At 62.3% G+C, this 24,651-nt stretch carries 28 protein-coding genes and 2 pseudogenes; 16 read left to right on the top strand and 14 right to left on the bottom strand.

The genetic code is table 11. The features are described 5' to 3' along the window. Window position 1: 1 nt before the first annotated feature. Window positions 2-439, bottom strand: a complete 438-nt coding sequence (locus QNM96_RS11815) for a GNAT family N-acetyltransferase (RefSeq protein WP_283836571.1) — start codon at window positions 437-439, stop codon at window positions 2-4. Continuing rightward, window positions 439-567, bottom strand: a complete 129-nt coding sequence (locus QNM96_RS11810) for a hypothetical protein (RefSeq protein ID WP_283836570.1) — start codon at window positions 565-567, stop codon at window positions 439-441. Before QNM96_RS11810 ends, QNM96_RS11815 begins: the two co-directional genes overlap by 1 nt. A gap of 250 nt (window positions 568-817) precedes the next feature. Here QNM96_RS11810 and QNM96_RS11805 point away from each other — a divergent pair, with 250 nt between their 5' ends. Further along, window positions 818-1,477, top strand: a complete 660-nt coding sequence (locus tag QNM96_RS11805) for a helix-turn-helix domain-containing protein (protein ID WP_283836569.1) — start codon at window positions 818-820, stop codon at window positions 1,475-1,477. Window positions 1,478-1,685: 208 nt separating this feature from the next. Next, complete coding sequence (locus QNM96_RS11800) at window positions 1,686-2,483, top strand: alpha/beta hydrolase (RefSeq protein ID WP_283836567.1); 798 nt, start codon at window positions 1,686-1,688, stop codon at window positions 2,481-2,483. A gap of 20 nt (window positions 2,484-2,503) precedes the next feature. On the opposite strand, the gene QNM96_RS11795 is transcribed toward QNM96_RS11800, so the two are convergent. After that, window positions 2,504-2,656, bottom strand: coding sequence for a hypothetical protein (locus QNM96_RS11795; RefSeq protein ID WP_345782532.1), 153 nt, complete (start codon window positions 2,654-2,656; stop codon window positions 2,504-2,506). On the opposite strand from QNM96_RS11795, the pseudogene QNM96_RS11790 reads away from it, so the two are divergent. Continuing rightward, window positions 2,618-2,773, top strand: a pseudogene (locus tag QNM96_RS11790) (N-methyl-L-tryptophan oxidase); the annotation flags it as partial. The gene QNM96_RS11795 and the pseudogene QNM96_RS11790 overlap by 39 nt on opposite strands. 47 nt (window positions 2,774-2,820) lie before the next feature. On the opposite strand, the gene QNM96_RS11785 reads toward QNM96_RS11790, so the two are convergent. After that, window positions 2,821-3,261: a DUF1467 domain-containing protein gene (locus QNM96_RS11785; protein WP_283836566.1), complete on the bottom strand. Its 441-nt coding sequence runs from the start codon at window positions 3,259-3,261 to the stop codon at window positions 2,821-2,823. Window positions 3,262-3,473: 212 nt separating this feature from the next. Here QNM96_RS11785 and QNM96_RS11780 point away from each other — a divergent pair, with 212 nt between their 5' ends. After that, window positions 3,474-3,899: a hypothetical protein gene (locus QNM96_RS11780; RefSeq protein ID WP_283836565.1), complete on the top strand. Its 426-nt coding sequence runs from the start codon at window positions 3,474-3,476 to the stop codon at window positions 3,897-3,899. Window positions 3,900-3,906: 7 nt separating this feature from the next. On the opposite strand, the gene QNM96_RS11775 is transcribed toward QNM96_RS11780, so the two are convergent. Further along, a complete protein-coding gene (locus QNM96_RS11775; RefSeq protein WP_283836563.1) occupies window positions 3,907-4,698 on the bottom strand; it encodes a hypothetical protein in 792 nt (263 codons plus the stop codon). Between the two features lie 586 nt (window positions 4,699-5,284). Here QNM96_RS11775 and QNM96_RS11770 point away from each other — a divergent pair. Beyond that, a pseudogene (locus tag QNM96_RS11770) lies at window positions 5,285-5,506 on the top strand (Rid family hydrolase); the annotation flags it as partial. A 66-nt stretch (window positions 5,507-5,572) separates the two neighbouring features. Here the strand turns inward: QNM96_RS11770 and QNM96_RS11765 are convergent. The 3 genes from QNM96_RS11765 to QNM96_RS11755 form a co-directional block, all read right to left on the bottom strand. Next, window positions 5,573-5,806, bottom strand: a complete 234-nt coding sequence (locus tag QNM96_RS11765) for a ubiquitin-like small modifier protein 2 (protein WP_283836561.1) — start codon at window positions 5,804-5,806, stop codon at window positions 5,573-5,575. Window positions 5,807-5,918: 112 nt separating this feature from the next. Next, window positions 5,919-6,116, bottom strand: coding sequence for a hypothetical protein (locus QNM96_RS11760; RefSeq protein ID WP_283836559.1), 198 nt, complete (start codon window positions 6,114-6,116; stop codon window positions 5,919-5,921). Between the two features lie 110 nt (window positions 6,117-6,226). Then, on the bottom strand, window positions 6,227-7,405 hold the full coding sequence (locus QNM96_RS11755; RefSeq protein WP_283836558.1) for a polymer-forming cytoskeletal protein: 1,179 nt from the start codon (window positions 7,403-7,405) through the stop codon (window positions 6,227-6,229). 138 nt (window positions 7,406-7,543) lie between these two features. Between QNM96_RS11755 and QNM96_RS11750 the strand changes: the two genes are divergently transcribed. Then, the gene (locus QNM96_RS11750; RefSeq protein ID WP_283836557.1) at window positions 7,544-8,536 is read left to right on the top strand and encodes a replication factor C small subunit; all 993 of its coding nucleotides are present in this window, start codon (window positions 7,544-7,546) and stop codon (window positions 8,534-8,536) included. A 41-nt stretch (window positions 8,537-8,577) separates the two neighbouring features. Here the strand turns inward: QNM96_RS11750 and QNM96_RS11745 are convergent, their stop codons facing one another. Beyond that, entirely contained in the window at window positions 8,578-9,474 is an 897-nt protein-coding gene (locus tag QNM96_RS11745; RefSeq protein ID WP_283836554.1) for a phosphatase PAP2 family protein, read from the bottom strand. Between the two features lie 323 nt (window positions 9,475-9,797). On the opposite strand from QNM96_RS11745, the gene alaS reads away from it, so the two are divergent. Continuing rightward, window positions 9,798-12,578: an alanine--tRNA ligase gene (alaS, locus tag QNM96_RS11740; RefSeq protein ID WP_283836551.1), complete on the top strand. Its 2,781-nt coding sequence runs from the start codon at window positions 9,798-9,800 to the stop codon at window positions 12,576-12,578. A 24-nt stretch (window positions 12,579-12,602) separates the two neighbouring features. On the opposite strand, the gene QNM96_RS11735 is transcribed toward alaS, so the two are convergent. Then, window positions 12,603-13,766: an HD domain-containing protein gene (locus QNM96_RS11735; protein ID WP_283836549.1), complete on the bottom strand. Its 1,164-nt coding sequence runs from the start codon at window positions 13,764-13,766 to the stop codon at window positions 12,603-12,605. A 207-nt stretch (window positions 13,767-13,973) separates the two neighbouring features. On the opposite strand from QNM96_RS11735, the gene rio1 reads away from it, so the two are divergent. Beyond that, window positions 13,974-14,837, top strand: a complete 864-nt coding sequence (gene rio1 / locus QNM96_RS11730) for a serine/threonine-protein kinase Rio1 (RefSeq protein ID WP_283836547.1) — start codon at window positions 13,974-13,976, stop codon at window positions 14,835-14,837. A gap of 61 nt (window positions 14,838-14,898) precedes the next feature. On the opposite strand, the gene QNM96_RS11725 is transcribed toward rio1, so the two are convergent. Together QNM96_RS11725 and QNM96_RS11720 are read right to left on the bottom strand one after the other, a co-directional pair. Next, the gene (locus QNM96_RS11725) at window positions 14,899-15,195 is read right to left on the bottom strand and encodes a hypothetical protein (protein WP_283836545.1); all 297 of its coding nucleotides are present in this window, start codon (window positions 15,193-15,195) and stop codon (window positions 14,899-14,901) included. Beyond that, the gene (locus QNM96_RS11720; RefSeq protein WP_283836542.1) at window positions 15,192-16,001 is read right to left on the bottom strand and encodes a succinylglutamate desuccinylase/aspartoacylase family protein; all 810 of its coding nucleotides are present in this window, start codon (window positions 15,999-16,001) and stop codon (window positions 15,192-15,194) included. The genes QNM96_RS11725 and QNM96_RS11720 overlap by 4 nt, the downstream gene beginning before the upstream one ends. A gap of 369 nt (window positions 16,002-16,370) precedes the next feature. Between QNM96_RS11720 and QNM96_RS11715 the strand changes: the two genes are divergently transcribed. The 3 genes from QNM96_RS11715 (at window position 16,371) to QNM96_RS11705 (ending at window position 18,596) form a co-directional block, all read left to right on the top strand. Then, the gene (locus tag QNM96_RS11715) at window positions 16,371-17,672 is read left to right on the top strand and encodes a tryptophan--tRNA ligase (RefSeq protein WP_283836541.1); all 1,302 of its coding nucleotides are present in this window, start codon (window positions 16,371-16,373) and stop codon (window positions 17,670-17,672) included. A 73-nt stretch (window positions 17,673-17,745) separates the two neighbouring features. Beyond that, window positions 17,746-18,249 carry a YfcE family phosphodiesterase gene (locus QNM96_RS11710; protein ID WP_283836539.1) on the top strand — a complete coding sequence of 168 codons (504 nt, stop codon included), beginning with the start codon at window positions 17,746-17,748 and terminating at the stop codon, window positions 18,247-18,249. Window positions 18,250-18,335: 86 nt separating this feature from the next. Next, window positions 18,336-18,596 carry a bacteriophage holin gene (locus tag QNM96_RS11705; RefSeq protein WP_283836538.1) on the top strand — a complete coding sequence of 87 codons (261 nt, stop codon included), beginning with the start codon at window positions 18,336-18,338 and terminating at the stop codon, window positions 18,594-18,596. Between the two features lie 37 nt (window positions 18,597-18,633). Here the strand turns inward: QNM96_RS11705 and QNM96_RS11700 are convergent, their stop codons facing one another. Together QNM96_RS11700 and QNM96_RS11695 are read right to left on the bottom strand one after the other, a co-directional pair. Beyond that, window positions 18,634-19,284: an HAD-IA family hydrolase gene (locus QNM96_RS11700; RefSeq protein ID WP_283836536.1), complete on the bottom strand. Its 651-nt coding sequence runs from the start codon at window positions 19,282-19,284 to the stop codon at window positions 18,634-18,636. A 550-nt stretch (window positions 19,285-19,834) separates the two neighbouring features. Beyond that, window positions 19,835-20,437: a DJ-1/PfpI family protein gene (locus tag QNM96_RS11695; RefSeq protein ID WP_283836534.1), complete on the bottom strand. Its 603-nt coding sequence runs from the start codon at window positions 20,435-20,437 to the stop codon at window positions 19,835-19,837. A gap of 149 nt (window positions 20,438-20,586) precedes the next feature. Between QNM96_RS11695 and QNM96_RS11690 the strand changes: the two genes are divergently transcribed. The 5 genes from QNM96_RS11690 (at window position 20,587) to QNM96_RS11670 (ending at window position 24,572) form a co-directional block, all read left to right on the top strand. Beyond that, entirely contained in the window at window positions 20,587-21,615 is a 1,029-nt protein-coding gene (locus QNM96_RS11690; RefSeq protein WP_283836952.1) for a thiamine pyrophosphate-dependent dehydrogenase E1 component subunit alpha, read from the top strand. Next, the gene (locus QNM96_RS11685; RefSeq protein ID WP_283836532.1) at window positions 21,615-22,643 is read left to right on the top strand and encodes an alpha-ketoacid dehydrogenase subunit beta; all 1,029 of its coding nucleotides are present in this window, start codon (window positions 21,615-21,617) and stop codon (window positions 22,641-22,643) included. Before QNM96_RS11690 ends, QNM96_RS11685 begins: the two co-directional genes overlap by 1 nt. 2 nt (window positions 22,644-22,645) lie before the next feature. Next, on the top strand, window positions 22,646-22,906 hold the full coding sequence (locus tag QNM96_RS11680; RefSeq protein ID WP_283836530.1) for a lipoyl domain-containing protein: 261 nt from the start codon (window positions 22,646-22,648) through the stop codon (window positions 22,904-22,906). A gap of 35 nt (window positions 22,907-22,941) precedes the next feature. After that, window positions 22,942-23,721 carry a 2-oxo acid dehydrogenase subunit E2 gene (locus tag QNM96_RS11675; RefSeq protein ID WP_283836529.1) on the top strand — a complete coding sequence of 260 codons (780 nt, stop codon included), beginning with the start codon at window positions 22,942-22,944 and terminating at the stop codon, window positions 23,719-23,721. An 86-nt stretch (window positions 23,722-23,807) separates the two neighbouring features. Then, window positions 23,808-24,572 carry an endonuclease NucS domain-containing protein gene (locus tag QNM96_RS11670; protein ID WP_283836528.1) on the top strand — a complete coding sequence of 255 codons (765 nt, stop codon included), beginning with the start codon at window positions 23,808-23,810 and terminating at the stop codon, window positions 24,570-24,572. The last annotated feature ends 79 nt before the right edge of the window (window positions 24,573-24,651 follow it).

Raw genomic sequence — 24,651 nt, 5'->3', positions numbered from 1 at the left:
TTCAACGAGGGCGTTCCAGCGATCCGCGATAGCGCTCGTCGTCTATCGGCTCGATCGAGAACTCGAGCGATTCGTAAAACGGGTACACGTCGGCATCGAAGCGCGCGGTTAGTCGTCGTTCGCGCTTTATGGCTCGTTCGACCAGGCTTCGTCCGATCCCCTTCCCGCGATGTCGTCGACGGACGCCGATCGCGCTGATGTGCGCCCCGTCCTTGCGGTCCTCGGCCTCTCCGACAGGCTCGAGGACGATCGTCCCGAGCACTCGTTCGGTTTGCGCGCTCGAGGGGTTCGAATCCCCACTCGCTTCCCACCGATCGCCGGCGACGAAGACATCGTCGGCCTCGATACGGGCTTCGACGTTACCGGGCTCGAGCATCGATGCGTCGAGGATTCGCCGGACATCGAGTGCATCCTCCGGGGTGGCGAGACGAGTGAACATTATCGTACGACGGCGTCGAGTCCGAACGGCGATCCTTCCGACAGCGATAGCTGGTTCGGCTCGCTCGAGCGAGCAGCGATCGGATCGGTCGTGCCCGCGGAGCGGCCGGTGATGTCTGCTTCGGTCATTAGCGAATAGTTCGGTCGAACGGAGAAAACTATCGGCCTTTCAGCGGTGCCCGGATCGCCTATCTGCCCCGGTTTCGTCTGCAAATGTACTAAACGATTAAGGGGAAATAGCCGATATACAGTAACACATGGGCCATGTGAATACACGACTCGAAATCTTCGTCAATTTCGGTCGGTCGCGGAGCGCCTCTCGTCGTCGACACCTCTCGAGACGCCACTCGAGACAGCGGTCAGTGCGAGGCGAACGATCGTGAGCCTCATTGCGATCATCGACATCGCCCATCCCGATCTCGCGCTGGCACCGACGGTTCGTGAGTGTCCGGAGACGTCCATCGAAGTCCTTTCGCACACGTCGACGGACCCCGAGACGGGAATGTTCTTCTTCCTCGTCGATGGCGCTGACGAAACGTTCGACGAAGCGCTCGAGCGAGACCATACGGTCGACACGTGGTCTCTCGTGGACGATCTCGAGCGGATGCGTATCTACCGGTTGCAACACACCGAGGGGACGAAACTCATCTCGCCGGCGACGATCGAACTCGGCGGGTTGTTGTTGCGGGCCAAGAGCAACGACCGAGGATGGACGGTGCGGCTCCACTTACCGGATCGAGAGGCGCTCTCGTCGGTGTGGGAGTACTGCGAACGCGAGGATATTTCCTTCGAACTGTACCGCATGTTCCGTCGAGACGAGTGGACGGACGGAACGTCTCCGAACGTCACCGACGAACAACGCGTCGCACTGGAAACCGCATACGAGGAAGGATACTTCGAAGAACCTCGCAAAACGTCGCTCGCCGAACTCGCCGACCTGCTCGAGATCTCACCGACGGCCGTCGGCGGCCGCATTTGTCGCGGAACGGGCCAGCTCGTGTCGAACACGCTCCTCGAGGAAGACGAGGAGAACTCCTAGGTCTCCTCAGCAGGCGTCATAGAACAGTTCGTGTCCTCTCTCCGACTACCCGGCGAACGGTCAGTACAGACGGAGGCGTTACCAGAGCAGCCAGCTACCTCTCGGATGGGCGTCAAAAACGACCTGCTGAATATAGAGGATGGATGCAGCATTTCATTGCGGTCGTACGTGATATGATTATCTACTTGTACAGCCTGTACTCACTGTTATGCCACTCGTCCGCTGCAACGGCGCAGAGATCTATTATGAGGACCACGGAACAGGAGAACCGATTCTCTTCCTCCATGGCGCGTGGGCGGGGTGCCGGTATTTCGAGGCCCAGCTAACCGGCCTTTCCACCGAGTACCGCACCATCGCGTTCGATTTTCGAGGCCACGGTCGGTCGGCGAAGACAGAAGTCGGTCATACCCTCGCACAATATGCCCAAGACGTCCACGCCATTCTCGATCACCTCGCTCTCGATGATGTCGTTATCGTCGGCTGGTCGCTGGGCGCAATCGTCTCGTGGGAATATATCGACCGGTTCGGTACCGAACGCGTGCGAGCACTCGTTGATGTGGACATGGAGCCGTCACCGATGCAGCACGACGACAACGAGTACGGGTCGTACAACGTCGATGGACTCACAGAGTTACACCGGCGTATTCAGTCGGAGCCGGCAGAAGTCATCGAACGGACGATTGATCTGTTGCTCAACGACGCGTCCTCCCGGGAGCTGCGAACGATGATGTTCGATGAAATGTCTCGAACGCCCCCATCGATCAAGAGTGCGATGCTTCTTGAGTTGCTCTGTGATTACCGCAATGTCTTGCCTGCCATCGACGTCCCGACACTCGTGTGTGCTGGAGCAGACGAGAAGTGGCGGAGCGTCCCGGCGGTCGAGCACGCGGCGGAACTTATCCCTGACGCCAGAGTCGAACTCTTCGAGGAGAGCGGGCATTGTCTGACTGTCGAGGAACCAGAGCGGTTCAATGATGTGGCAAGCGACTTCGTCGAATCGCTGTAGTAGTCCGCGACGAGCTGGAATCACCCCTTGTCGATCGGATCAATGAGATACGTCCCGTAGCCGTCGGCGGTGCCGTACATGTTGACCGTAAAGTTGGGCCAGAAGTACCAGAACTGGGCTTCGTGTTCGTCGTGAATGCGCAGCTCGTCGTCGGGGAGGGATTCTCGGGACACGGGTTCAAGTTCGCGTCCGTGATCGGCGAGATTCTGGCCGACCTCGCGGTCGACGGCGAAACGGATCACCGGATCGAGATGTTCGGACTCGAGCGGTTCGACGACGGGATGAAATAGTTGCGAGAACCCGTTGTTTAGGAATAGTAGTAACCACTCTCGGTCTGCTAGTCGTCTAAAACGCGCTCTTCGGGAGATGGCCGTCCCGGATAGATCCCGTACCGCGCGAACCAGTAGAGCACCGTAACCGCGACCGCACAGAGAACCGCGGTCCCGGCGAGCGCCTCGAGTGCTATGGTCACGACGGGTCCGGAGAACGCGTTCCCGACCGCTTCGGCCTGCTCGCTCGAGGGTGACGTTGCGAGACCGTATGGGACGAATGCGACGAACGCGAGTGCCCACCACCGTCCCGTCGTGAGTCGAAGGGCGTCGATCGGTCGGTCGTCGACGGCACTGGCGACACCGAAGAGACCGATACCGGTCAGGAAGAGTGCGGGAACCGTGCGGGCGGAGGGAGCAAATCCGTCGTTAATCGCGACGCCGAGCGCGACGATTCCGGCTGAAACTGCGAGGAGGAGCGAGGTTGGTCTGAGGAAGGGCTTGCGCATACTGAACAGCACTACCGGCTGGTCGCACAAATGTCTCGCGAACGTCGAAACTATCGTTTTTGGTGAAGAAACGATTCGCTGACTCCCATCGGCGCACAACAAAGAACGTATTACCGACGCGGACGAGACGAACGTGAGATCAATGCGACAGGACTCGAACGAAATCGCCGTCGAACGAGCGTGCGTCGAACGTCGCGCGAGTACGTAGAATAATGTCGATAGTCAAACAATTGTGGAAGCGATACGTCTCGAACCGCCCGGAGCAGTATCAGGCGTACGTCGCCTTCCCACCGAGAACGGACCAGCCGTCGATCGGCGACGTCCACGACCGGATCGAAGAATTAGAACGCTGTTTCGAAGGCCGACTCGACGTATACGCCAAATCCAACGGTATCGCAGTCGCCACTGACCGCGTCCCGGCCGAACGATTCGACGTGGACGCGTTCGAATCGGTCCTCAAGCGAATCGAGGATGTCTACGCCGCGACGCATCGACTCGCGCAGGTCGAGAAGTGTCGACCGATCGATGGTCGTCTCGTCACGTCCTATGTCGTCGTGCCCGTCAGACCACTCTTTCCGCGCGACGCGACGGCTCGATCGAACCGGCCAACGGAACGGGTTTCGACACCGCTCGAGTGAGGGGGTTTCAGTCGTCTTCAGCACCCGGTCCGGCGCTGGGTTCGGAGCCGGGGTCGCGGTCGCCGCCGCGTGGACCCTCTCCGGTTTGCGTGTTCTCGGTTGGCGTGACCGTACTCGTCCGTCCCATCCACCGGTCGATGTTTTCGGAGACGTAGTCCTTGCCGCCCCAGCCGAAGGCGACGCCGACGCCGATGGCGACTGCGGCCGCGAGTCCCCACGCGAGCGCTCGAGCGAAGACGTACAGGATGCCCACGTCAATCCCCATCGTATCGAGACCGATGACGATCGCCGTAAAGTAGAGGAACATCCGAGCGCCGTTCGCGAACCAGCTCGCGTAGGCAGTCTGGGCCGCAGCCTGCGTTCGTTCGATGACGTCGCCGATGAAGTCCGCGACGACGAATCCGAGGACGATGACGAGCAGGCCCGCGATGAACGCCGGCAAATAGGAGACGGCCGTTGAGATCCACTCCGAGAGTGTGGGGATCGCGAGGGCGTTCGCAGCCGCGAGGATCGCGAGCGCGTAGACGAACCACTTCGCCAGCTTCCCGAATGCACTGGAAACCGCCCGTTCTGTTCCGCCGAGTATCCGCCCGAGCGGCGTCTCGAGCACCATTCGATCGAGTTCGACGCCATCTGCGAGCCGTCGGACGACCCCGGCCGCGAGGCGACCGATGACCCAGCCGATGAGCAGGATGACTACTGCACCGACCAGTCGCGGAAGGAAGGTGATGAGTTCGGCTACCGGGTCCTGTAACCATTCTGGGACCTGTACCTGTTGTGCGGGTTGGATTTGAACCATGCCCTTTCTCGTTCGGGCTTCTAGTTCTTTGTAATTGTGTGGATATTTTCGAGTGTGTAAAAAACTCACTTGCTGGAACGATCGACACGACCGATGAATTGTCCGCTACGGCGAATCACACACCAAGAGGACTCGTTACAAATCAACACTGACTGGAACTTTCCGCCTACGTGTCAACGAACACGAACACTGTCAAGACCGTAAGAGGAGGCCACGATAACAGACGATTGAACGGAAACGATGAACACGGAGACAGAACGTAGCGCGAAGCGGACAATTCGAATCGGCGACGGTTGACCAGACGTCTCAGTTCCCGTATGTTACTTGATCGAAGACACGACCGGAAGCGTGGGGCGACGCCACTCATATGGTCTGGCCGCCCTCAAGCGGAACCGATCGCCGATCCGCGGTCGAACGTCGATCGAAACCGCTCTTCGCCGATCGGACTTCCAGCTATAACGCAGAGAGTTACCTCTCATACGAGACCTGTACGTCCGTTTCGTTCGCGAACGAAGCGTGAGACACTGGATCAAGTACACACTTCTTCGCCAACACGGGTGGTTCGGTAATACCGTATTACTCGGCCTGTCTCGAGAACGTCGAATTGATCCTCGAACCCGACGGCCTCGAGCGAACCGACGTGCTCAAAGTGACGATCTATCTCGAGGATATCGACGACTTCGAGGCGATGAACGAGGCCTACGCCGAGTTCTTCGAAACCGACCCGCCGGCCAGAAGCGCCGTCGAGGTCGGGAATGTGCCCAAGGGTGCGGCTCTGGAGATCGAGGTCGTCGCGGCGACGAACTGACGAGTCAGTCGCTCTATCTCGAGTCGACATGCCCGGATACGAATTGAAGTGTCGCGCTGACGCCGCTTACCCGCCCTTGATCAGTCGAAGCACTGTAACGTGCTCTGACTCGACCGGCTGATCTTCGGGGACGGGACGACCGTCGACGAGGACGGACACCTCGTGGGGGCTCAGGTCGATTTTGGACAGGAGATCGGCGTAGGTTGGTTGCTCGACCGCGGTTTCGGCCGATTCGGTGGGGACGTCCTCGAGGGCGAACTCGTGGGTTTCCTCGCCTTTGACGTCCACGGTGACGCGCATGGTCGTCGTTGTCGCCGTTCGAACTTGAGGGCGTCGTTGCGCGGTTTGGAAACGTACTCGGACCCGGTGTTCGGTTCGCGAGACCTTCGGACGGCTGCGAGAGACGGAACGCTCACCCGGATGAACGATCGTTCCTGATGAACAACACGGCCGCACACACGAAGAGATAAACCCCTAACAGGAGGTGAAACCAGCCGTCGGGAAGAATTTCCGAAATCCCCACGAAATAGTCCAGCAAAAGCAACGTGCTCACCCAGATGAGTATGGTCACTTCGAGATCGTTCGGAACGTACTGGCCGATATTCGTCATTCGAATGTAGGCTTGTTTACTATCGGTTGATAACTCTAGCTACTTTACCATCTTCAGGTCCATCGATCAACTAAGGGAACACGACGAGGTCGGTCGGTCAATCGACCGAATCAGTCGGCGGCCGGTCCCTCGCGACTCGTCGGCGTCGGCGACTCGTCACTCTGCCGTCGCTGCCCGTACAACGCCATCGAGAGCGCGCCGAGACCGAGCAGAAATATCAGGAAGTTAGCCAGCCCGCCGACGATGGGGACCTGCGTGAGTATCGCGCCGCCGACCATGCCCACGACGAGCGCGAGCCAGCGATTGCCGACGCCCAGAAGCGACAGGAACCAGGCGGCCACGGCGAACCGCCCGTAGACGACCCCGACCCAGACGAACAATGCGAAGAGGAACCCGCCGACGATCGAGAGCGGAATTCCGATTATCGTGATCGCGATCGCAACCAGAGCGATCGGGATTCCGACGAGGAGCAAGAGCCCGACCAGCCCGGCCCGGACGGGAGCGGTTGCAACCCGTTCGGCGACGTCGTCCGAAAACCGAGGGAAGAGTGCGAGCAGTGCCGCTCCCAACAACAGGTTCAACGTGAGCGTGTACAGCGCGAACAGCCACGAGACGATCGGCTCGAGCGCCGGTTCGAATCCGACACCGAGCGACGAATCCTGACTGATTTCACCCGCGACGATGCCGGTGTCACCCTCTAAACTACCGTTGTACTCGAGGTCGCCTGCGATGGCGGCCGTCTCGCCGAGTTCGATCGTGTCGGCGGCGATCGCCGCGTCGCCGTTTACCGTTCCGTCGACAACGACGGTTCCGGCTCCGACCTGAAACTCGCCTTCGACCGTTCCGTCCTCCCCGAGGATGACGTTTCCGCCGGCCGCGTTCACGTCGCCAGCGACGGTGCCGTCGATCTCGAGGTTACCCGAGACGCTCGAGACGTCGCCGCCGACTTCGCCGTTGACGTAGACGTTCCCGGCGACCGAACTCACGTCGCCCGTGACGGTGCCGTCGACGATGACGTTACCCGCGAACGCCTCGACGCTGTCGACGGTTTCGCCCTCCTCGACCGTGACGGTGCCGCCGATGCCGTCGGATCCGCCGATCGATTGTGCGGCGGCGAGCCCGGGTGCGGTCCCGAGGATGAGGGCAGCGATCAGGACGAAGACGGCGACTCGAGTGAGTGTGTCGCTCGTCCGTTTCTTCGAAGCGCCATCTGCGGGGCGCTCCGAACCGTCACCCGTTGATCGTTTCGAAGCGTCGCTCTCCGATGTCGTCGTGGTTGCTGTTGACATATCGTTAGTACGGCGTCATGGGCGATAAAATGATGTCTGTGGTGACACATTTCCGAATCGTTCGAACGAGTGATTCGTGGGGTCTGTCGATGCTCTCGCTTCGGTCGTTTTATCTTCGACCCTCCCCTTTCGGCCTGTATGAGCGAGGCCGACGCCGAGACCGCGGAGTCGACGCCGGGCCGGACCGAAGTCTGGATCGAGAAGTATCGCCCGGAGCGCCTTGACGAGATCAAGGGCCACGAGGACATCATCCCGCGGCTCTCCCAGTACGTCGAGCAAGACGACCTGCCGCACCTTATGCTGGGGGGTCCGGCTGGTACGGGAAAAACGACAGCTTCACAGGCCGTCGCGCGCGAAATCTACGGAAGCGACTGGCGAGATAATTTCCTCGAGTTGAACGCCTCCGACCAGCGCGGGATCGACGTCGTCCGAGACCGGATCAAGAACTTCGCCCGCTCGAGTTTCGGCGGCTACGACTATCGGATCATCTTCCTCGACGAGGCCGACGCGCTCACCTCCGACGCCCAGTCCGCGCTTCGCCGGACGATGGAGCAGTTTTCACACAACACGCGATTCATCCTCTCGTGTAACTACTCGAGTCAGATCATCGATCCCATCCAGTCTCGATGTGCGGTGTTTCGGTTCACCGAACTCTCCGAATCGGCGATCGAGGCCCAGATCCGCGAAATCGCCGAGAACGAGGACATCGAGGTGACCGACGACGGCGTCGACGCGCTGGTCTACGCCGCGGCCGGCGACATGCGCAGAGCGATCAACGGCCTGCAAGCCGCGGCAGTGATGGGCGAAACCGTCGACGAGGAGGGGGTCTTCGCGATCACGGCCACCGCCCGCCCCGAGGAGGTCGAGGAGATGGTCAAACAGGCCATCGACGGCGACTTCACGGCCGCTCGCTCGACCCTCGAGACCCTCCTGATGGACCGAGGGCTCGCCGGTGGCGACGTTATCGACCAGCTTCACCGCTCCGCCTGGGAGTTCGACCTCTCGGAGAAAGCGACCGTTCGACTGCTCGAGCGACTCGGTGAGGTCGATTACCGCATTACGGAGGGCGCGAACGAACGACTACAACTCGAGGCGATGCTGGCGGCGCTGGCGCTCGAGGGCGAATCCTGATCCGAAGGCGGTTGCGACGGTTGTTTCTGTGTTTGTCGTTGCTATCCGGTGAGCTTCGACGCCGTTGCCGACCACTCCTTGCGGCTTGGGGTGACCCACGGAACGAGGACGACTGCCGCGAGAAAGAGCCCAGACCAGGCCACGATGAAGGCGTCGTTGCCGATTCCCAGGTCGGTCACGAACCAGGTTCCGAGGACGACCAGAACCCCTGCGACCGGAAGGATGTACTTCAGGACGGTGTCCCGAATCAGGTCGGCGATGGTCGGCGCGAACTGCCACGCGAGCAACGCACCGACGCCGCCGCCGAAGACGATATGCGAGTTTCGGCTCCCGACCAGTACGACAGCGGCTATCCCGAACGCCGTGCCGACTGCGAGGGCGGCTCTCGTCTCATTGGTCGAGTAGTGTCGAACCAGATAGTATATTGCCAGGAAGGCGAGCCCGTAGGCGATGCCGCCGGCGACGTCACCCGGGTAATGAACCGCGAGGCCGACTCGAGTCAGCCCGACCCACAGCATGACTGCGGTTCCGACGACCGCTCGCTTCGCGAGCGTGCTGACGGGGAGGTCGACCACGAGCATGCCGACGATGACCGTCGCCGCCATTGCGTGTCCGCTCGGGAAACTCGCCGTGGAAATGTGTGCGGCGTGTTCGTACCACGGGACGAACCAGTCGGGGAACGATTCGGCACCCACCGGCGGGCCGACGGTCGGTCGGGTCGCCGTGTGATAGGACTTGGTCAGTGACATCAGGCCGTAGTAGCCGATGACGCCGCCGAGCCACGGCGCGACGAGGTCGCGCTTTCGCCAGTAAGCGGCGATCATCGCGGGAGCGATTAGGTAGACGCTTCCCAGATACGAGAGGACGACCATGAGGACGCCGAGCCAGGTGGGGATCGCATCGCGGACGGCTTCGACAACTGCTGGATCGAACCACATCGCAGAGTGATCGGAGACGACAATTTGTATTACTTTCGTTTTGTATAACACTTCCTCGATTCCTCCACTACGCTACTTATATACTGGTTCGATTGTCGTTGGTGTAATTTCTGGTATAGTGATAGCTTATTCGATATGCGAACCTCGACAAAATCAAAACCAACGGTATATATGGCTGTATCCTCTTACAAATCTATTTCAATCCTCGGATAATTGATGATGATTTCCACTCAATATTCTGATGGGTGTTGTCGTCTTGCGATTATTTCTCCGATACACGTTGCGGAACTGTTTTAGGGTTTCCAGAGCCAAACACACGTAGAATGAGCGAACTGGAGGAAGAATACCGCCTCGAGTACTTCGAGGAGGAAGGCTTCGAGCGGAAGGCGTGCTCGGAGTGTGGCGCGCACTTCTGGACGCGCGATCACGACCGGGAGACCTGCGGGGAGCCCCCGTGTGCCGAGTACGACTTCATCGAGAACCCCGGCTTCGACCGGGAGTACACCCTCGAGGAGATGCGCGAGGCGTTTCTGTCCTTTTTCGAGGAGAACGATCACGAACGCATCGAGCCGTACCCGGTCGCGGCGAACCGCTGGCGCGACGACGTGTTGTTGACCCAGGCATCGATCTACGACTTCCAGCCGCTGGTCACCAGCGGCCAGACGCCGCCGCCGGCGAACCCGCTGACGATTTCCCAGCCCTGTATTCGGATGCAGGATATCGACAACGTCGGGAAGACCGGTCGTCACACGATGGCCTTCGAGATGATGGCCCACCACGCGTTCAACGCGCGCGAAGATATCGACGACCCGGGTCAGTACGCCTATCAGGGCGAAGTCTACTGGAAGGACCAGACGGTCCAGTACTGCGACGAACTGCTCGAGTCGATGGGCGCGGACATCGAGGACGTCACCTACATCGAGGATCCCTGGGTCGGCGGCGGCAACGCCGGGCCCGCAATCGAGGTCATCTACCGCGGCCTCGAACTGGCGACGCTGGTCTTCATGTGCATGGAGCAAGACCCCGACGGCGAGTACGAACTCAAAGACGGGAACCGCTACTCCTACATGGACACCTACGTGGTTGACACGGGCTACGGGCTCGAGCGCTGGACCTGGATGAGCCAGGGGACCCCGACCGTCTACCAGTCGATCTACCCCGAAATGATCGACTTCCTGAAGGAGAATGCAGGGCTCGAACACTCCGAGCGCGAGGAGGAGATTATCTCCCGCGCCTCGCGGCTCTCGGGCCAACTCGACATCGACGATGTCGACGATGTCGAAGCGGCCAGAGACGACATCGCCGAGGCACTCGAGATCCCGACCGAGGAGCTTCGAGAGCTCCTAGAGCCCCTCGAGTCGATCTACGCCATCGCCGACCACTGTCGAACACTCGCGTACATGCTCGGCGACGGCATCGTCCCCTCGAACGTCGGCACGGGCTATCTCACGCGGATGGTACTTCGCCGAACGAAGCGGCTCTGTGACACCGTCGGCGTCGACGCGCCGCTGGACGAACTCGTCGACATGCAGGCAGAACGCCTCGAGTACGAGAACCGCGATACGATCCGGGATATCGTTCGCACGGAAGTCGAAAAGTACCGCGAAACCTTAGAGCGCGGCGGCCGTCGCGTCGAAACGCTTGCAGAGGAGTACGCGAAGAAAGGCGAGCCGATCCCGACAGAGGAACTCATCGAACTCTACGATTCCCACGGCATCCAGCCCGACATGGTCGAGGAGATCGCCGAGGAAGCCGGAGCCGAGATCGACGTGCCGGACGACTTCTACAGCCTCGTCGCGGACCGCCACGACACCGCCGAGGCGCTCGAGGAGGGTGGCGACGACGAGGATGCCCGCTCCGGGGATCTCCCGGAGACGGAGAAACTTTACTACGACGACCAACAGCGGACCCAGTTCGAGGCCGTCGTACTGGACGTCTTCGAGCGCGAGGAGGGCTACGACGTCGTGCTCGACCAAACGATGTTTTACCCCGAGGGCGGCGGACAGCCGGCCGATACGGGGACGATTTCGACCGAGGACGCCACCGTCGAGGTGCGAGACGTGCAGGTCGAAGACGGCGTCATCTTCCACCGGACCGACGAGCGGCCCGGCAAAGGCGAGTTCGTCAACGGCCAGGTAGACGGTCCCCGTCGGCGACAGCTCATGCGCCAGCACACGGCGACCCACATCGTCGTCCACGCCGCCAGACGGGTACTCGGCGAGCACATCCGCCAGGCGGGTGCCCAGAAGGGCGTCGACTCCTCCCGGATCGACGTTCGTCACTACGACCGAATCGGCCGCGAGGAGGTCAAACGGATCGAACACCTCGCGAACGAGATGGTGATGGACAATCTTCCGGTCACTCAGGAGTGGCCCCACCGAAACGAGGCCGAGGCCGAACACGGCTTCGACCTCTATCAGGGCGGCATTCCGCCGGGAACGAATATCCGCCTGATTCAGGTCGGCGAAGACATTCAGGCCTGCGGCGGAACCCACGTCGCCAGAACCGGTGATATCGGGACGATCAAAGTTCTCAACACCGAGCGAGTTCAGGACGGCGTCGAACGACTCGTCTTCGCCGCTGGCGAGGCGGCGATCGACTCGACCCAACGGAAAGAGGACGCGCTCTACGAAGCGGCCGAAACGCTCGACGTGACTCCACAGAACGTACCCGAGACCGCAGCGCGGTTCTTCACGGAGTGGAAGGATCGCGGAAAACAGATCGAGGACCTCACGGAGCAGTTAGCCGCGGCCCGCGCTGGCGGCGGTGGCGGCGGCGAGGAAGTCGAAATCGGCGAGACGACGGCGGTCGTCCAGCGCATCGACGCGGACATGGACGAACTCCGAGCGACCGCGAACGCGCTCGTCGAGGACGGGGCGGTTGCGGTCCTCGGATCGGGCCAAAGCGGGGCGCAGTTCGTTGTCGCCGTTCCCGACGACACCGAGGTCAACGCCGGCGAAGTCGTCGGCGAGCTCGCAAGCAAAGTCGGCGGTGGCGGCGGCGGTCCGCCCGACTTCGCACAGGGAGGGGGACCAAACGAAGACGATCTCGACGACGCGCTCGAGGACGCGCCGGACGTCCTGCGGCAAGTGCTGAACGCCTGAGGTCCGATTCTTCTTGTCGCTGTGTTATTCTGTCAACTCGAGCAGGTCCGTCGCCGCGTCCTGAACCGTATCAGCGTGCGGTTCGGGCGTATAGACGCCGAGTCGCCACTGGGCGCGCTGGGCCGCCTGCAGTCCCTGCACCAGCGGCGACTGCTCGTGGAGGCGTCGAACGTCGCCGTTGACGACCACTCGCGAGTGCGTTTCGGGCATGCTCGGCCGGCCGGGGCAGTCGATGATGACGTCACCTTCTTCGAGACCGAGGGCATCTTCGAGATCGGCCTCGAGCTCCCTGCGCTCTTCGTGGTCGGCCCCGAGCACCCATTCGGGCACCTCCTCGAGTTCCGTCCAGACGGCTCGTTTGTACAGTCTGCGTTCGGCGAGCCGAGCCGCCACTGGCGCGGTCGTCTCGAACTCCCGGAGCGCCGCCAGCAGTTGGGCGTCGGTCATCCGGGCGAACTCCTCGACGCCGACGTCGGTGCCGTCGAGTAGCTGTTCGCTCGCGCGCTCGAGCATCGAGCCGGCGATGCGGGAGACGTGGTGGCGGTAGACGGTCGCGTTCATCAGCGCGCGGGCGACGAGCAGGCTCTCGGCGGTGGCGACGTTGCCCTCCGCCAGCGCCAGGTCGCCGTCGACGAACTGGAGGACGCGAACGAGGCGACCGGGATCGACGGTGCCGTAGGGAACGCCCGTGTGATGGGCATCGCGCACGAGGTAGTCCATCCGATCAACGTCGAGATCGCTCGAGACGAGTTGGCCGAGTTTCCCCTCTCCGGCGATCAGGTCGGCGACCGTTCCGGTGTCGAGGCCGTGGGACTCGAGTACGGTTGCGAGTTCACCGTCGGCCAGCAAGTGGTCGATGTCGTCGTGGTGGCGACCGAGTCGGCGCTCGATGATCCGCTCGGTCTGGTGGCCGTAGGGGCCGTGACCGACATCGTGGAGCAGGGCCGCCGCGCGGACGGCCTCCGCGCGAGCGCCGGTGATCTCGAGGTGCTCGAGGGCCTGTCGCGCGAGGTGGTAGACGCCGAGACTGTGCTCGAACCGGGTGTGGTTCGCGGAGGGGTAGACGAGCCTGACCGTCGAGAGCTGTTTGACGTGTCGGAGTCGCTGCATCGCCGTCGTATCCAGGAGGTCGCGGGCGACGCCGTCGACCTCGATGTAGTCGTGGACGGCGTCTTTGATCGCGTTCATACTCGTTCTTTCTGCGGGTGTGGCAAAACCGATACGGTGTCGCGTTCTCGTGTGAGACGGACTGTTGTCCGTCATTTCCGGAGCGGCCGCACCCGTCCGGTGGTCGATCCGGGAAATCGTTACAGTAGCCCGTCTGACAAGGTACCTGTCAGTCTCCGGTGAACGATACCCAGTACTTTACCCGCGTGGGCGACAATCACACAGTAGATGGAAACGGAGTACGGATTGGTAGACAGCGAGGCCGTCGAGACACCGGGTAACGAGTGGGAGGAGATCGACGTTTCGGAGACCGAAGCGGATCGGATCGCGCGCAAACGCGACCGCGAGTTCGAGCAGTTCGAAGAGCGGATCAAAGACGCCGATCAGTTCAAGGTCGAACAATCGGTGTTCGATGACGCGACGTTCGCGGCCCTATACAAACTCGTCCAGGATGGCCACGTCGAGGCATTCGGCGGCCCGCTCTCGACCGGTAAGGAGGCAAACGTCTACCACGCGCTGGGAGACGACCGCGAAGTTGCAGTGAAGATCTACCGCATCAACTCCTCGAACTTCCGCCAGATGCGGGACTACCTCGAGGGTGACCCGCGCTTTGAGGGTCTGGGCGGGAAGAAAAAGGACGTCGTGCTCGCGTGGGTCAAAAAGGAGTACGCGAACCTAATGCGGGCCCAGAAGGCGGGTGTCAGAGTCCCGGACCCGATCGCGACCGAACGGAACGTCCTCGTAATGGAGTACATCGGCGACGAGGACGGCCGTGCCAAGCGACTGGGAGAGGTCGAGATCGAGAACCCCCAGACGGCTTACGAAGTGGTTCGCGAGTACATGCGCCGGCTCTATTCGGCGGGGTTGATCCACGGCGACCTGAGCGAGTACAACATTATCTTTGATGAGGGTCAACTCGTACTCATCGATCTCGGACAGGCGGTCACCGTCCACCATCCGAACAGCGAGACCTTCCTGGAACGCGACTGCCGAAACATCGCGAACTACTTCTCTCGAGAAGGGTTCGAAGTCACCGAGGACGAGGTCCTCGAGTTCGTTACCGACCCCGACCCCGATCCCTCGCGGAACTAATTTCGCTTTCGCAGGAACCCACACAGATAGTCGAACGCACCGTTCTCACCCGGTACTTTGCCTACCCTTCGTTCGACCGTTCGTCCTGCCAGGCTTCGTAGCCGTAGCCGACGACGGTCGCGAGTCCGAAACTCCCCGCGAGGAACGGTGCCCAGTAGACCCAGAACTCGTAGCGCGGAGCGATGGCGTTGCCGATCACCGTTCCGATCACGAAGATTAGATATCCCGGAAGCGCGAGCGGCGACATCCATGACGAGCGAAGCCATCCCAGCGCGAACGGCACTACGAGAAACGCGTACGTTGCCAGCGTCACAGGACTGGCGAGGACACGGCGGATCGGCGGACGCGGAATGGTCATTCGTCACCCTCCGTCTCGAGCAGGCCGTGTAACTCGAGGACTTTTGCGGCCCCGAACCGAGTGTGGCGGTTCATCGCGTCCTCGTCGAGCACGAACGAGGTCGACTCGAGCAGGTAACTCGTCGCGCCGAGCTCGCGGTTGGCGGCCTGGAAGAGAAGCGGTCCGTTGATGTCGCTCGTACTGGACCGGAATCGGTGGAGCGGCATGTACCAGGGAATCACCTCATCGTTGAGCGCGTCTGCGAGGGCGGAGCCACGAGCGTCCGGCGAGTGAAAGACGATCTGCCCGACGTACTGGTGGTGGACGCCGTAGATGCCGAGCGACCGGTGGAGATCGAGGACGACATCCGGATCGTAGGTCTCGAGGGCGTTCCAGACGCCGCGCGCGAGTTCGCTTTGGGGTTCGCCTCCCGGCGGAAAGTGCCGATTCAGATCGCCGTCGATCCCCTCCCGCTCTCCGTTCTCGACCGCAATGCGGTCCGTTTCGGGGATGACGACGAGCGTGCCCGCGTCCGGTTGCCAGTCGGTCATCTCTTGAGCGACCTCGATCCCGTTTTGCTCGTCGCCGTGAATCCCGCCGAAAACCATCGCCGTGGGTCCGCTTTCGGGCGCGTCGATCTCGTACAACGTGGTCTCGTGGACCGTTTCCTCGAGGATCGGCTCCGACCGCCGATCGGTGTCACTCGAGTCGTCGGCTCGTCGTGCTGTCGCGACCGGGCCACCACCCGAACTCGGCCGGGTGAGGGCGCCGGTGGCGATCGAACCGACGGTGACACAGCCTGCGGCGAGGGCGCTTCGTCGCTTCATCGTTTGGGGTCTCCACGTTCCGCGTTATGCACCTTCCTATCGAGCGACAGAGTCTGAAATAATTGACACGATACGGCGGATGGCTGATCGAAGAGTGGCCGGAAACAGAACATCGTGCTCGACGATATATTCTGGATCCGTAACCAAGAACATTCCCCGAAAGTCTTTTTCTGGTGCTGCCGAAAGATTAGCCAATGAGAGTCGCTCTCGCTTGGCGCTGGGACGTGCCCTCGAGAGCGGACAGTTCTGTCGTCTCGGCCGACGCGGCCTAACCCGTCCTCGGGGCGACACTCGCTCCCTCCGTTCGTTCTGTTTTCACTTTGCCTCGAGCGACAGCCGAACCTACGCCGCAGCTACTCCAATAAACGAATGACGAATACGACCGACACGACCGACGAACGTACCGATTCACGATCAAACGGCGCACGAACTCGCTCACAATCGACCGAACGCGACGACCGAATCGACGCGGAATTCACTGAATCCGACGAACGCACTGACGCAGAATCGACCGAGCACGACGAGTTCACCGTCACCCCCTACGCCGTCGAGGGTGAGATCGACTACGAGAAGCTCCTCGAGCGCTTCGGAGCCGATCCGTTGACCGAAGATCAGGTCGCCCGATTCCCGGATCACCCAATGTTGCGACGCCGGACGTTCTACGCCGGCCGAGACGTCGATCGATATCTCGAGGCCGTCGAATCGGGTGGACCGCACTCGATCGTTACCGGAAGAGGGCCGTCGGGACCGATGCACCTCGGTCACGTTCTTCCCCTCTATCTCGCGAAGCGATTCCAGCAGGAAACGGGTGCGACGGTCTATATCCCGCTTTCGGACGACGAGAAGTTCCTCGCGAAGGAGCAGTCGTTCGAGCAAATCGGCGAGCACACGCGTGCGAACCTTCGAGATGTCCTCGCCGTCGGCTTCGATCCCGATCGGACAAGAATCATCGTGGACACCGCCGAAGCCGACGTGATCTACCCGATCGCGGTTCGACTCGCCAAACACCTTACGCCGGCGACCGTCGAAGCCGTCTACGGTGAACAAGAGACCGTCGGCCTGCAGTTTTACCCCGCCGTGCAGGCGACGCACCTCCTGTTACCCCAGCTCGTCGCGGGACGCCAGCCGACGCTCGTTCCGATCGCGATCGATCAGGATCCACACGTTCGGGTCTGTCGCGACGTGGCGGCGAAGGAAGCGTTACCCGTCGACAAACCGGGCGCGTTGCTCGGGCGCTTTCTCCCGAGCCTCGAGGGGCCGGGGAAGATGAGCTCTTCCGGCGACGCGCCGTCGATCGAGCTCACGGCCGACGCCGAAACCGTCGCCGAGACGATCCGTGAACACGCCTACACCGGCGGGCAGCCGACGCTCGAGGAACACCGCGAGCACGGGGGCGATCCGACCGTCGACGTGCCGTTCCAGTACCTCCGATTCTTCTTCGAAGAAGACGACGAGGAACTCGAGCGCATCGCCGCCGATTATCGCGCGGGCGACCTGCTGAGCGGCGAGTTGAAAGAGATCGCGATCGAGCGAATTACCGACTTTCTGGCCGCCCACCAGCGCCGACGCTCGGAACTGGGCACGGTTTCTACCGAACTCGAGCCGTATCGGCTCTCGGAGACGGAGCGAACGCGAGCGCTCGAGGCGGCCGGCATTCCGCACCTCGGCTGAGTTTCTGCGCTCGCTCGACTCTTCTTCCGAGCCGTCCCGAACCGATTTGTCCCTCGCTCTCCCGTGATCAGGTATGCACGTCGGGATCATCGCGGATACCCACGACAACGTTCCGGCAATCGAACGAGCGACCGACCTATTCGAGGAGGAAGGCGTCGACATCGTGGTCCACTGCGGCGATTTCGTCGCCCCGCTCGTTCCCCCGTATTTCTCGGAGTTCGAACTGCACGGCGTTCTCGGGAATAACGACGGCGACGCCGCCAACCTGCAATCGGCCTTCGACTCTCTGGGCGGCGAGAGCGAACTCCACGGCCGCTTTGCCTCCCTCGAGTTCGACGGGCTCTCGATGGCGGTGCTTCACGGAGAGTCGCTCGAGGAAGTTCGTGCCGTCGCCGAGGGCGAGACCTACGATTACGTTTGCTACGGCCACCACCACGCTCGAGAACACTCGGAAGAGGGTCGAACGACGGTGATAAACCCCGGCGCTCACTTCCCGCCGACGCCCGACGACGATCGGACGGTGGCGATTCTGGATACTCGCTCGGAATCGGTTCGGTTTCGGTCGGTGCTCGAGTAGCGTAATGGTGGGTCGTCTTTGAGGTGACCACTGTTGCGCACAGGCAAGTGAAACCGATAAGGATCGCATCGAGGTAGCCGCCGCCGATGACGGCGCTCTCATCGAAACGACTAGATCCGGTCGCGCTCGGATTCGCGGTTGCAACGCTCTGGTCGATCACCGTCGCCGCCCTCGGGCTCACGTCTCAGGTCGGCTACGGGCAACGCTGGCGCACGCTTCTGGCCGAAATCTACCCCGGCTTCGAGCCGGACGAAGGCGGCCTCGGCGCCGGAATCGTTTGGGGGAGCCTCGACGGGTTGTTCGTGGGAGTGGTGCTCGGTTGGCTTTCCAACCTATTTCGGCGCTGACTCGTCGAACGTGGCGGTAGTCGAAGAGACCGAAACCTCACTCGACCTGCTCGAGAACCGTCTCCCGAAGCCCCTCCGGCGTCTCGACGATCGCGTCGGCGGGCGAGAGATCGAGTCCTGTGTGGGCGTCGATTCGGTAGGCGATCGTGGTCGTTCCGGCTTGAGAAGCCGACCGAACGCCGTTTTCGGAGTCCTCGACGGCGACGCAGTGCTCGGGTTCGTGTCCGACTTCGTCCGCTGCTTGTTCGAAGATGTAGGGATGCGGTTTGCCCGGTCCCTCGATATCCTCGCCGCTGACAATTTTGTCGAACCGGCCCTCGAGGTCGAACCGTTCGAAGACGATTTCGATCCAGTCGTGGGGCGAAGAGGTGACCAGTGCGACGGTCGCGCCGCGGTCGTGAAGTTCGTCGAGGTGGTCGTGAAAACCCGGCAGAAGGGAGACGTGTTCGTTGTAGATCTCCCGGGCCGTCTCGGCGAAGATGTCGACGAACCGCTCGCGGGATATCGCGGTTTCGTAGTTCTCCTCGAGATATTCGTAGGTTTCCCGGTAGTTCATTCCCGAGACCTCGGCGACGGGAACATCCTCGTCGGGAACGGTGGTCGGAAGAATGTGTTCTCGCTGTCGTTCGACCCAGTAATCCTCCGAATCGATAATAACGCCGTCCATATCGAAGAGTACAGCAGCCATTTGGAGTCGTCTCGAGGTTCGCCCGCCGAACGGATAGCCGTTTTCTCTCTCGACTTCAACCTCTCGTGGGTCTCTTATGGAAAATAGTCGCGGATGGCTTCATCTCGAACTGTAGTTCACACCCAGAAAGCCCCCAGCCCGCTCGAGTCGGCTGGTGACGTGCGCGCCTCGGTTCGCTCCGCTCACCTGCGGTGCTACCAGCCACCAGCCTCCCCGACCGGGCCGGCCCCTTTCAGTCCCACCCACCGCATCCTCGCGGTGCTCACTGCGTTCGCATCTCCCCCCCAACCGACTCGTTCACTCCCAGCGGTCGTTCACTCGTCCACTGGAAGACGCGTCGCGACTTCCAAGCCGTTCGATCACTCCGTGATCGAAGACCTCGCACGACTTCGGTGACGCACCCTCACCCGCGTTCGGGCGCGTCGCCGGCGCGCGCCGTGGTTGGGTGCCACGAGGTTCGAAGGGCCTCGAGTCGAAGGTGGTGACGCTGTGTACGACTCGAACACTGCGAGAATCGCGTGACTGTACGGAAGATTTGCGCTTCTAGCGGCTATTCCGCCTCGCGATGCACCGTCCCTTGTCGCTCGTGTTCCAGTACCTCGGCGGCCGAGTCGGAGACGTCCTCTCCGAACTCCCGCTCGAGGAGCCACAGCGCCAGATCGATCCCCGACGTGACGCCGCCGGCCGTGAGGATGTCGCCGTCGTCGACGACCCGCGAATCGACTACGTCGGCGAACTCGGTGAGATCCTCGAGTGCGGTGTGATGGGTCGTGGCGGGTCGATCGTCGAGAACCCCCGCGTTGGCGAGGATCATCGCCCCCGTACAGACGGAGGCGATCGTTGTGCCGTTCCCGTGCAGATTCGCGACAGCGTTCGGAAGTCGCGTCTCGTCGACGACCCGTCGGACGCCCCCGTCGTCGCTGGCCCATCCGCCGCCGGGGACGACGAGCAAGTCGGGTTCGCCGAGCACTCCGTCGGGTTCGACGCGCATGCCGTGGCTCGCCCGAACGTGATCTGTTTGCTCGAGCGTGACGAGGCTCGTCTCGAGGGACGCACCTGCTTGCCGGCCGTAATCGAACACCTCGTAGGGGCCGACCGCGTCGAGTTCGTCGAACCCGTCGAAGAGGACGATCTCGATTGTCGCTGTGGTCATACGTCCCGTTCGCCCGCCCTCGCTGTCAGCGTTACCCTTCGGAACCCCCACAAACCGTTCGCTGAACGGTGTTCGGGCATAGGTATATACTGGTTCGTGTGGACGATCCTGATGGATTTTCAATGGTACAAGCTAGCAAGCTACAGACCATGTTCACCGACATGGTCACGGCTCGATACTACGAAGAGCGCCTTCAGGAGGAATACCTCGAGGGAAAACAGCCGGCCTTCGACATCTCGGCCGGACCGATCCCCGGCGAGTTACACCTCGCGGCGGGTCACGAGGCTTCGGCAACAGGGGTCTGTCAGCACCTGCGGGACGACGACACGGTCACGGCCCCACATCGGCCCCATCACATCGCCATCGCCAAGGGGGTCGATCTGAACCGGATGACGGCGGAGATTTTCGGCCGCGAAACAGGGCTCAGCAAGGGGAAAGGCGGCCACATGCACCTGTTCGACCCGGAGGTCAACTTCGCGTGTAGCGGCATTATCGCTGAAGGCTGTCCGCCGGCCGTCGGGGCCGGACTCGCCGCGAAGAAGCGAAACGAAGACAGCGTCGCCGTCGCGTTCATCGGCGAAGGGGCCGTCAGTCAGGGAGCCTTCCTCGAGTCGCTGAACCTCGCCTCGGTCCAGGACCTCCCCGTCGTTTTCGTCATCGAGGACAACGACTGGGCGATCAGCATGCCCAAAGACCGCGTGACAGACGTAGCGGACGCCTCCCAACGCGCGGGCGGTTTCGATATGCCGGGCGAGCGGGTCGACTCCGACGACGCGACTGCCGTCTACGACGCCGCCAAGGAAGCGGTCGGGCGGGCTCGAGACGGTAACGGCCCGACGCTGCTGGAGGTCCAGGTCCACCGGCGGATGGGTCACTTCATGGGCGACCCCGAGAGCTACCGGCCGGAGGAGGATTCGGCGGCCGCGAAAAATCGCGATTCGATCGAACGACTCGCCTCGGAGTTGCGTGCCGCGGGGATCGAGGACGAGGAAATCGACGAACTCCGCGAGAACGCCCACGACCGCGTCGACAGCGCGATCGAGTGGGCCAAAGACCAGCCACAACCCGATCCCGAGGACGCCTACGGGGACGTTTTCGTCGGCCCGGAATCCGGCGTGACGACGACTGAGACGACGCACGAGCTTGCAGGCGATACTCGAGCGGGAGGTGACGACTGATGGCACAGCAAGATTCCGCGCAGGCGATCGACCGCGAATTGACGATGAGCCGGGCGATGGTCGAGGCCATCGCCGACGAGATGCGCGCCGACGAGGAGGTCTTCTATATGGGCGAGGATGTCGCGGACTACGGCGGCATCTTCGACAGCACGCAGGGGCTTCTCGAGGAGTTCGGCCACGACCGCATCATGGACGTGCCGATCAGCGAGACGGCCTACATCGGTGCGGCCGTGGGGGCCGCACAGGCGGGCATGCGCCCGATCGCGGAGCTCATGTTCGTCGATTTCTTCGGCGTCGGAATGGACCAGATCTACAACCAGATGGCCAAGAACACGTACATGAGCGGGGCGAGCGTGAACGTCCCGATGGTGTTGACGACGGCCGTCGGCGGGACGTACAACGACGCCGCCCAGCACTCTCAAACCCTCTACGGCACCTTCGCACACCTCCCGGGGATGAAAGTCGTCGTTCCCTCGACGGCCTACGACGCGAAGGGGCTGATGCACAACGCGATCCGCGACGACGACCCGGTCGTCTACATGTTCCACAAGCGGCTCATGGGAATCGGCTGGATGCCCGCCCCCGACGGGCCGAAGACGCCCGTGCCCGAGGAGGAGTACACCATCCCCTTCGGGAGCGCGGACGTCAAACGCGAGGGCGAGGACGTCACCGTCGTCACGCTCGGCCTGCACGTCCACCGGGCGATAGAGGCCGCCGAAGACCTCGCGGAGGACGGTATCGACGCCGAAGTCGTCGACCTCCGGACGCTCGTCCCGCTGGACACCGAGACGATCCTCGAGTCGGTCGCAAAGACCGGCCGACTGGTCGTCGTCGACGAGGATTACCGCTCCTATGGTGTCACGAGCGAGATCGTCGCCCGCGTCGCCGAGGAGGATCTGGCGTCGCTCGAGGCCGTCTCCCGCCTCGCGGTTCCGGACGTCCCGATTCCCTACGCACGGCCGCTCGAGAACGAGGTAATTCCGGCGACGGAGGATATCAAAGACGCCGTGCGATCCATCGGCTCCTGACCATGTCGGGAACCGATCGCCTCGAGATCAACACCGCGGACGTCTGGCCCGAGGACGCAGACGAGGACGAAGGGGTCGTCACCAACTGGTTCACGAGCGAGGGGAGTCAGGTCGAGGAAGGCGACACGCTCTGTGAGATACAGGTCGAGAAGGTCAGCGTCGACGTTTCGGCACCCGCGGCGGGGACGCTCTCCGAAATCGTCCGCGACGAGGACGACGAGTTCGAGCGCGGCGATATCTTGGCGGTGCTCGAGGTAGCCTAAGAGTCTGTTATGTCATTCTCCATCTCACTCACACCATGACGCCACCCACCGAAAATGGCGACTCGAGCGAAACTGATAGCTCGAACAACGATTCCGCGGACGAAACGCGCACCGTCCTCGAGGAGCGCAAACTCACCGGCATGCGCCGAACGATCGCGAACCGACTCCAGGAGAGTTCGCAGAACGCGGCCCACGTGACGGCGAGTCGCGAGGTCGACGCCGAGGCGCTCTCAAGGGCCGAGACACAGGCGTCAGAGGCCGCCGATGTCGGCGTGTCAGTGATCGACGTCATCCTCCGCGCGCTTTCGGAGACGCTTGCGGAACATCCCGGATTCAACGCGACGCTCGAGGACGGCGTCCACCGGCTCTACGAGACTCAAAACGTCGGCATCGCGGTCGATATCGACGCCGGATTGGTCGCGCCGGTCCTCGCCAGTCTCGAGTCGAAATCCCTCGCGGAAATCGCTCTCGAGCGCCGCGAACTGACCGAATCGGTACAGACGGGCGACTACTCGATGTCGGATCTCCGGGGCGGGACCTTTACCGTGACCAACCTCGGCGTGCTTGGCGTCGATTCGTTCACGCCGATCATCAACCCGCCCGAGGTCGCGATTCTCGGTGTCAACCGTATCCGAGAACGTGCACGGCCGGACGAGGACGGCGGCGTGGAATTTCGCAAGCAGATTACGTTCGACCTGAGCTTCGACCATCGGGTCGTCGACGGTGCGGATGCGGCGCGATTTCTCGAGACGTTGTGTTCGCATCTCGAGGGAGCCGAAGCGTTTGCCTCCGACGACGAGAGACCGACCGAGTAGTCGATGAGTTGCCGATCGGGCGAACGGCCAGAAGTAGGATCTCGAGGGAACGAGAGTTTATATACGAATCCGCGGCCAGACCGCCCATGATCGACGACGCAATCCGCGTGCTCGCGGGCGACTGCACCGTGATTACCGACGGAACGGCTCGAGAGGAGTACCGCGGCCGCGTAACCACCCTCGTCAAACCCGACAACACCGTCCTCGTCCACGATGTCGACGGCTACCAGCCCGTCGCGTGGCTCACCCGCGCCGACAGCGTCTCGAGCGACCGCTCGGACGGCTTCACGCTCGTGGCGAAAAAGGACACCCAGACGCTCCGAATCGCGGCCCACGAACAGGACGGCTTCGCCCACTATCCCGCCTCTGCGGCCGGGACTCCCGTCGGAAGCTGTCCCGACTGCGGTGGCGCGCTCGTCCGCTCGAGCGGGGTCAACTGCGTCGACTGTGGCAATCGCTACGGCGTTCCCTCGGACGCGACCATCCGCGAGGACACCTGCGACTGCGGGCTCCCCAAAATGCGCGTCGAACGCGGGCTGGCGTTCAACGTTTGCATCGACCGCCAGTGTGAGTCTCTGGACGACGCAGTTAAGGAAGCCTTCGACCGCGAGTGGGACTGCCCCGAAGGGGGCTGTGACGGCGACCTGCGGATTTTGAGACGCGGCGGCCTGCTCGCGGGTTGCGAGCACTATCCCGACTGCGACACCGGCTTTCGTGTACCCTCGGGTGTAATCGACGGCGAGTGCCGGTGCGGTCTTCCGACCTTCGGCACCGCCAGCGGAACCCGGTGTCTCGACGCGACCTGTGAGGGGATGCCCGAGCACGCACCGAAGGCCACGAGCGGCGACTGAAATCGAACGGTGACTGAAACGGGTGCTAACGCGTTACACGGGACAAATAGGGATGCTTGCCCTATCCACGATCCATAGC

Source organism: Halostagnicola sp. A-GB9-2 (genome assembly GCF_030068615.1).
Classification (GTDB): domain Archaea; phylum Halobacteriota; class Halobacteria; order Halobacteriales; family Natrialbaceae; genus Halostagnicola.
This window is presented reverse-complemented; position numbering and strand designations above follow the sequence as displayed.

Bases quoted from the DNA above. Each gene is read 5' to 3' on its own strand.
- QNM96_RS11815 (WP_283836571.1), bottom strand. From the start codon at position 439: ATGTTCACTCGTCTCGCCACCCCGGAGGATGCACTCGATGTCCGGCGA.
- QNM96_RS11810 (WP_283836570.1), bottom strand. From the start codon at position 567: ATGACCGAAGCAGACATCACCGGCCGCTCCGCGGGCACGACCGATCCG.
- QNM96_RS11800 (WP_283836567.1), top strand. From the start codon at position 1,686: ATGCCACTCGTCCGCTGCAACGGCGCAGAGATCTATTATGAGGACCAC.
- QNM96_RS11785 (WP_283836566.1), bottom strand. From the start codon at position 3,261: ATGCGCAAGCCCTTCCTCAGACCAACCTCGCTCCTCCTCGCAGTTTCA.
- QNM96_RS11780 (WP_283836565.1), top strand. From the start codon at position 3,474: ATGTCGATAGTCAAACAATTGTGGAAGCGATACGTCTCGAACCGCCCG.
- QNM96_RS11775 (WP_283836563.1), bottom strand. From the start codon at position 4,698: ATGGTTCAAATCCAACCCGCACAACAGGTACAGGTCCCAGAATGGTTA.
- QNM96_RS11765 (WP_283836561.1), bottom strand. From the start codon at position 5,806: ATGCGCGTCACCGTGGACGTCAAAGGCGAGGAAACCCACGAGTTCGCC.
- QNM96_RS11760 (WP_283836559.1), bottom strand. From the start codon at position 6,116: ATGACGAATATCGGCCAGTACGTTCCGAACGATCTCGAAGTGACCATA.
- QNM96_RS11755 (WP_283836558.1), bottom strand. From the start codon at position 7,405: ATGTCAACAGCAACCACGACGACATCGGAGAGCGACGCTTCGAAACGA.
- QNM96_RS11750 (WP_283836557.1), top strand. From the start codon at position 7,544: ATGAGCGAGGCCGACGCCGAGACCGCGGAGTCGACGCCGGGCCGGACC.
- QNM96_RS11745 (WP_283836554.1), bottom strand. From the start codon at position 9,474: ATGTGGTTCGATCCAGCAGTTGTCGAAGCCGTCCGCGATGCGATCCCC.
- alaS (WP_283836551.1), top strand. From the start codon at position 9,798: ATGAGCGAACTGGAGGAAGAATACCGCCTCGAGTACTTCGAGGAGGAA.
- QNM96_RS11735 (WP_283836549.1), bottom strand. From the start codon at position 13,766: ATGAACGCGATCAAAGACGCCGTCCACGACTACATCGAGGTCGACGGC.
- rio1 (WP_283836547.1), top strand. From the start codon at position 13,974: ATGGAAACGGAGTACGGATTGGTAGACAGCGAGGCCGTCGAGACACCG.
- QNM96_RS11725 (WP_283836545.1), bottom strand. From the start codon at position 15,195: ATGACCATTCCGCGTCCGCCGATCCGCCGTGTCCTCGCCAGTCCTGTG.
- QNM96_RS11720 (WP_283836542.1), bottom strand. From the start codon at position 16,001: ATGAAGCGACGAAGCGCCCTCGCCGCAGGCTGTGTCACCGTCGGTTCG.
- QNM96_RS11715 (WP_283836541.1), top strand. From the start codon at position 16,371: ATGACGAATACGACCGACACGACCGACGAACGTACCGATTCACGATCA.
- QNM96_RS11710 (WP_283836539.1), top strand. From the start codon at position 17,746: ATGCACGTCGGGATCATCGCGGATACCCACGACAACGTTCCGGCAATC.
- QNM96_RS11705 (WP_283836538.1), top strand. From the start codon at position 18,336: ATGACGGCGCTCTCATCGAAACGACTAGATCCGGTCGCGCTCGGATTC.
- QNM96_RS11700 (WP_283836536.1), bottom strand. From the start codon at position 19,284: ATGGCTGCTGTACTCTTCGATATGGACGGCGTTATTATCGATTCGGAG.
- QNM96_RS11695 (WP_283836534.1), bottom strand. From the start codon at position 20,437: ATGACCACAGCGACAATCGAGATCGTCCTCTTCGACGGGTTCGACGAA.
- QNM96_RS11690 (WP_283836952.1), top strand. From the start codon at position 20,587: ATGTTCACCGACATGGTCACGGCTCGATACTACGAAGAGCGCCTTCAG.
- QNM96_RS11685 (WP_283836532.1), top strand. From the start codon at position 21,615: ATGGCACAGCAAGATTCCGCGCAGGCGATCGACCGCGAATTGACGATG.
- QNM96_RS11680 (WP_283836530.1), top strand. From the start codon at position 22,646: ATGTCGGGAACCGATCGCCTCGAGATCAACACCGCGGACGTCTGGCCC.
- QNM96_RS11675 (WP_283836529.1), top strand. From the start codon at position 22,942: ATGACGCCACCCACCGAAAATGGCGACTCGAGCGAAACTGATAGCTCG.
- QNM96_RS11670 (WP_283836528.1), top strand. From the start codon at position 23,808: ATGATCGACGACGCAATCCGCGTGCTCGCGGGCGACTGCACCGTGATT.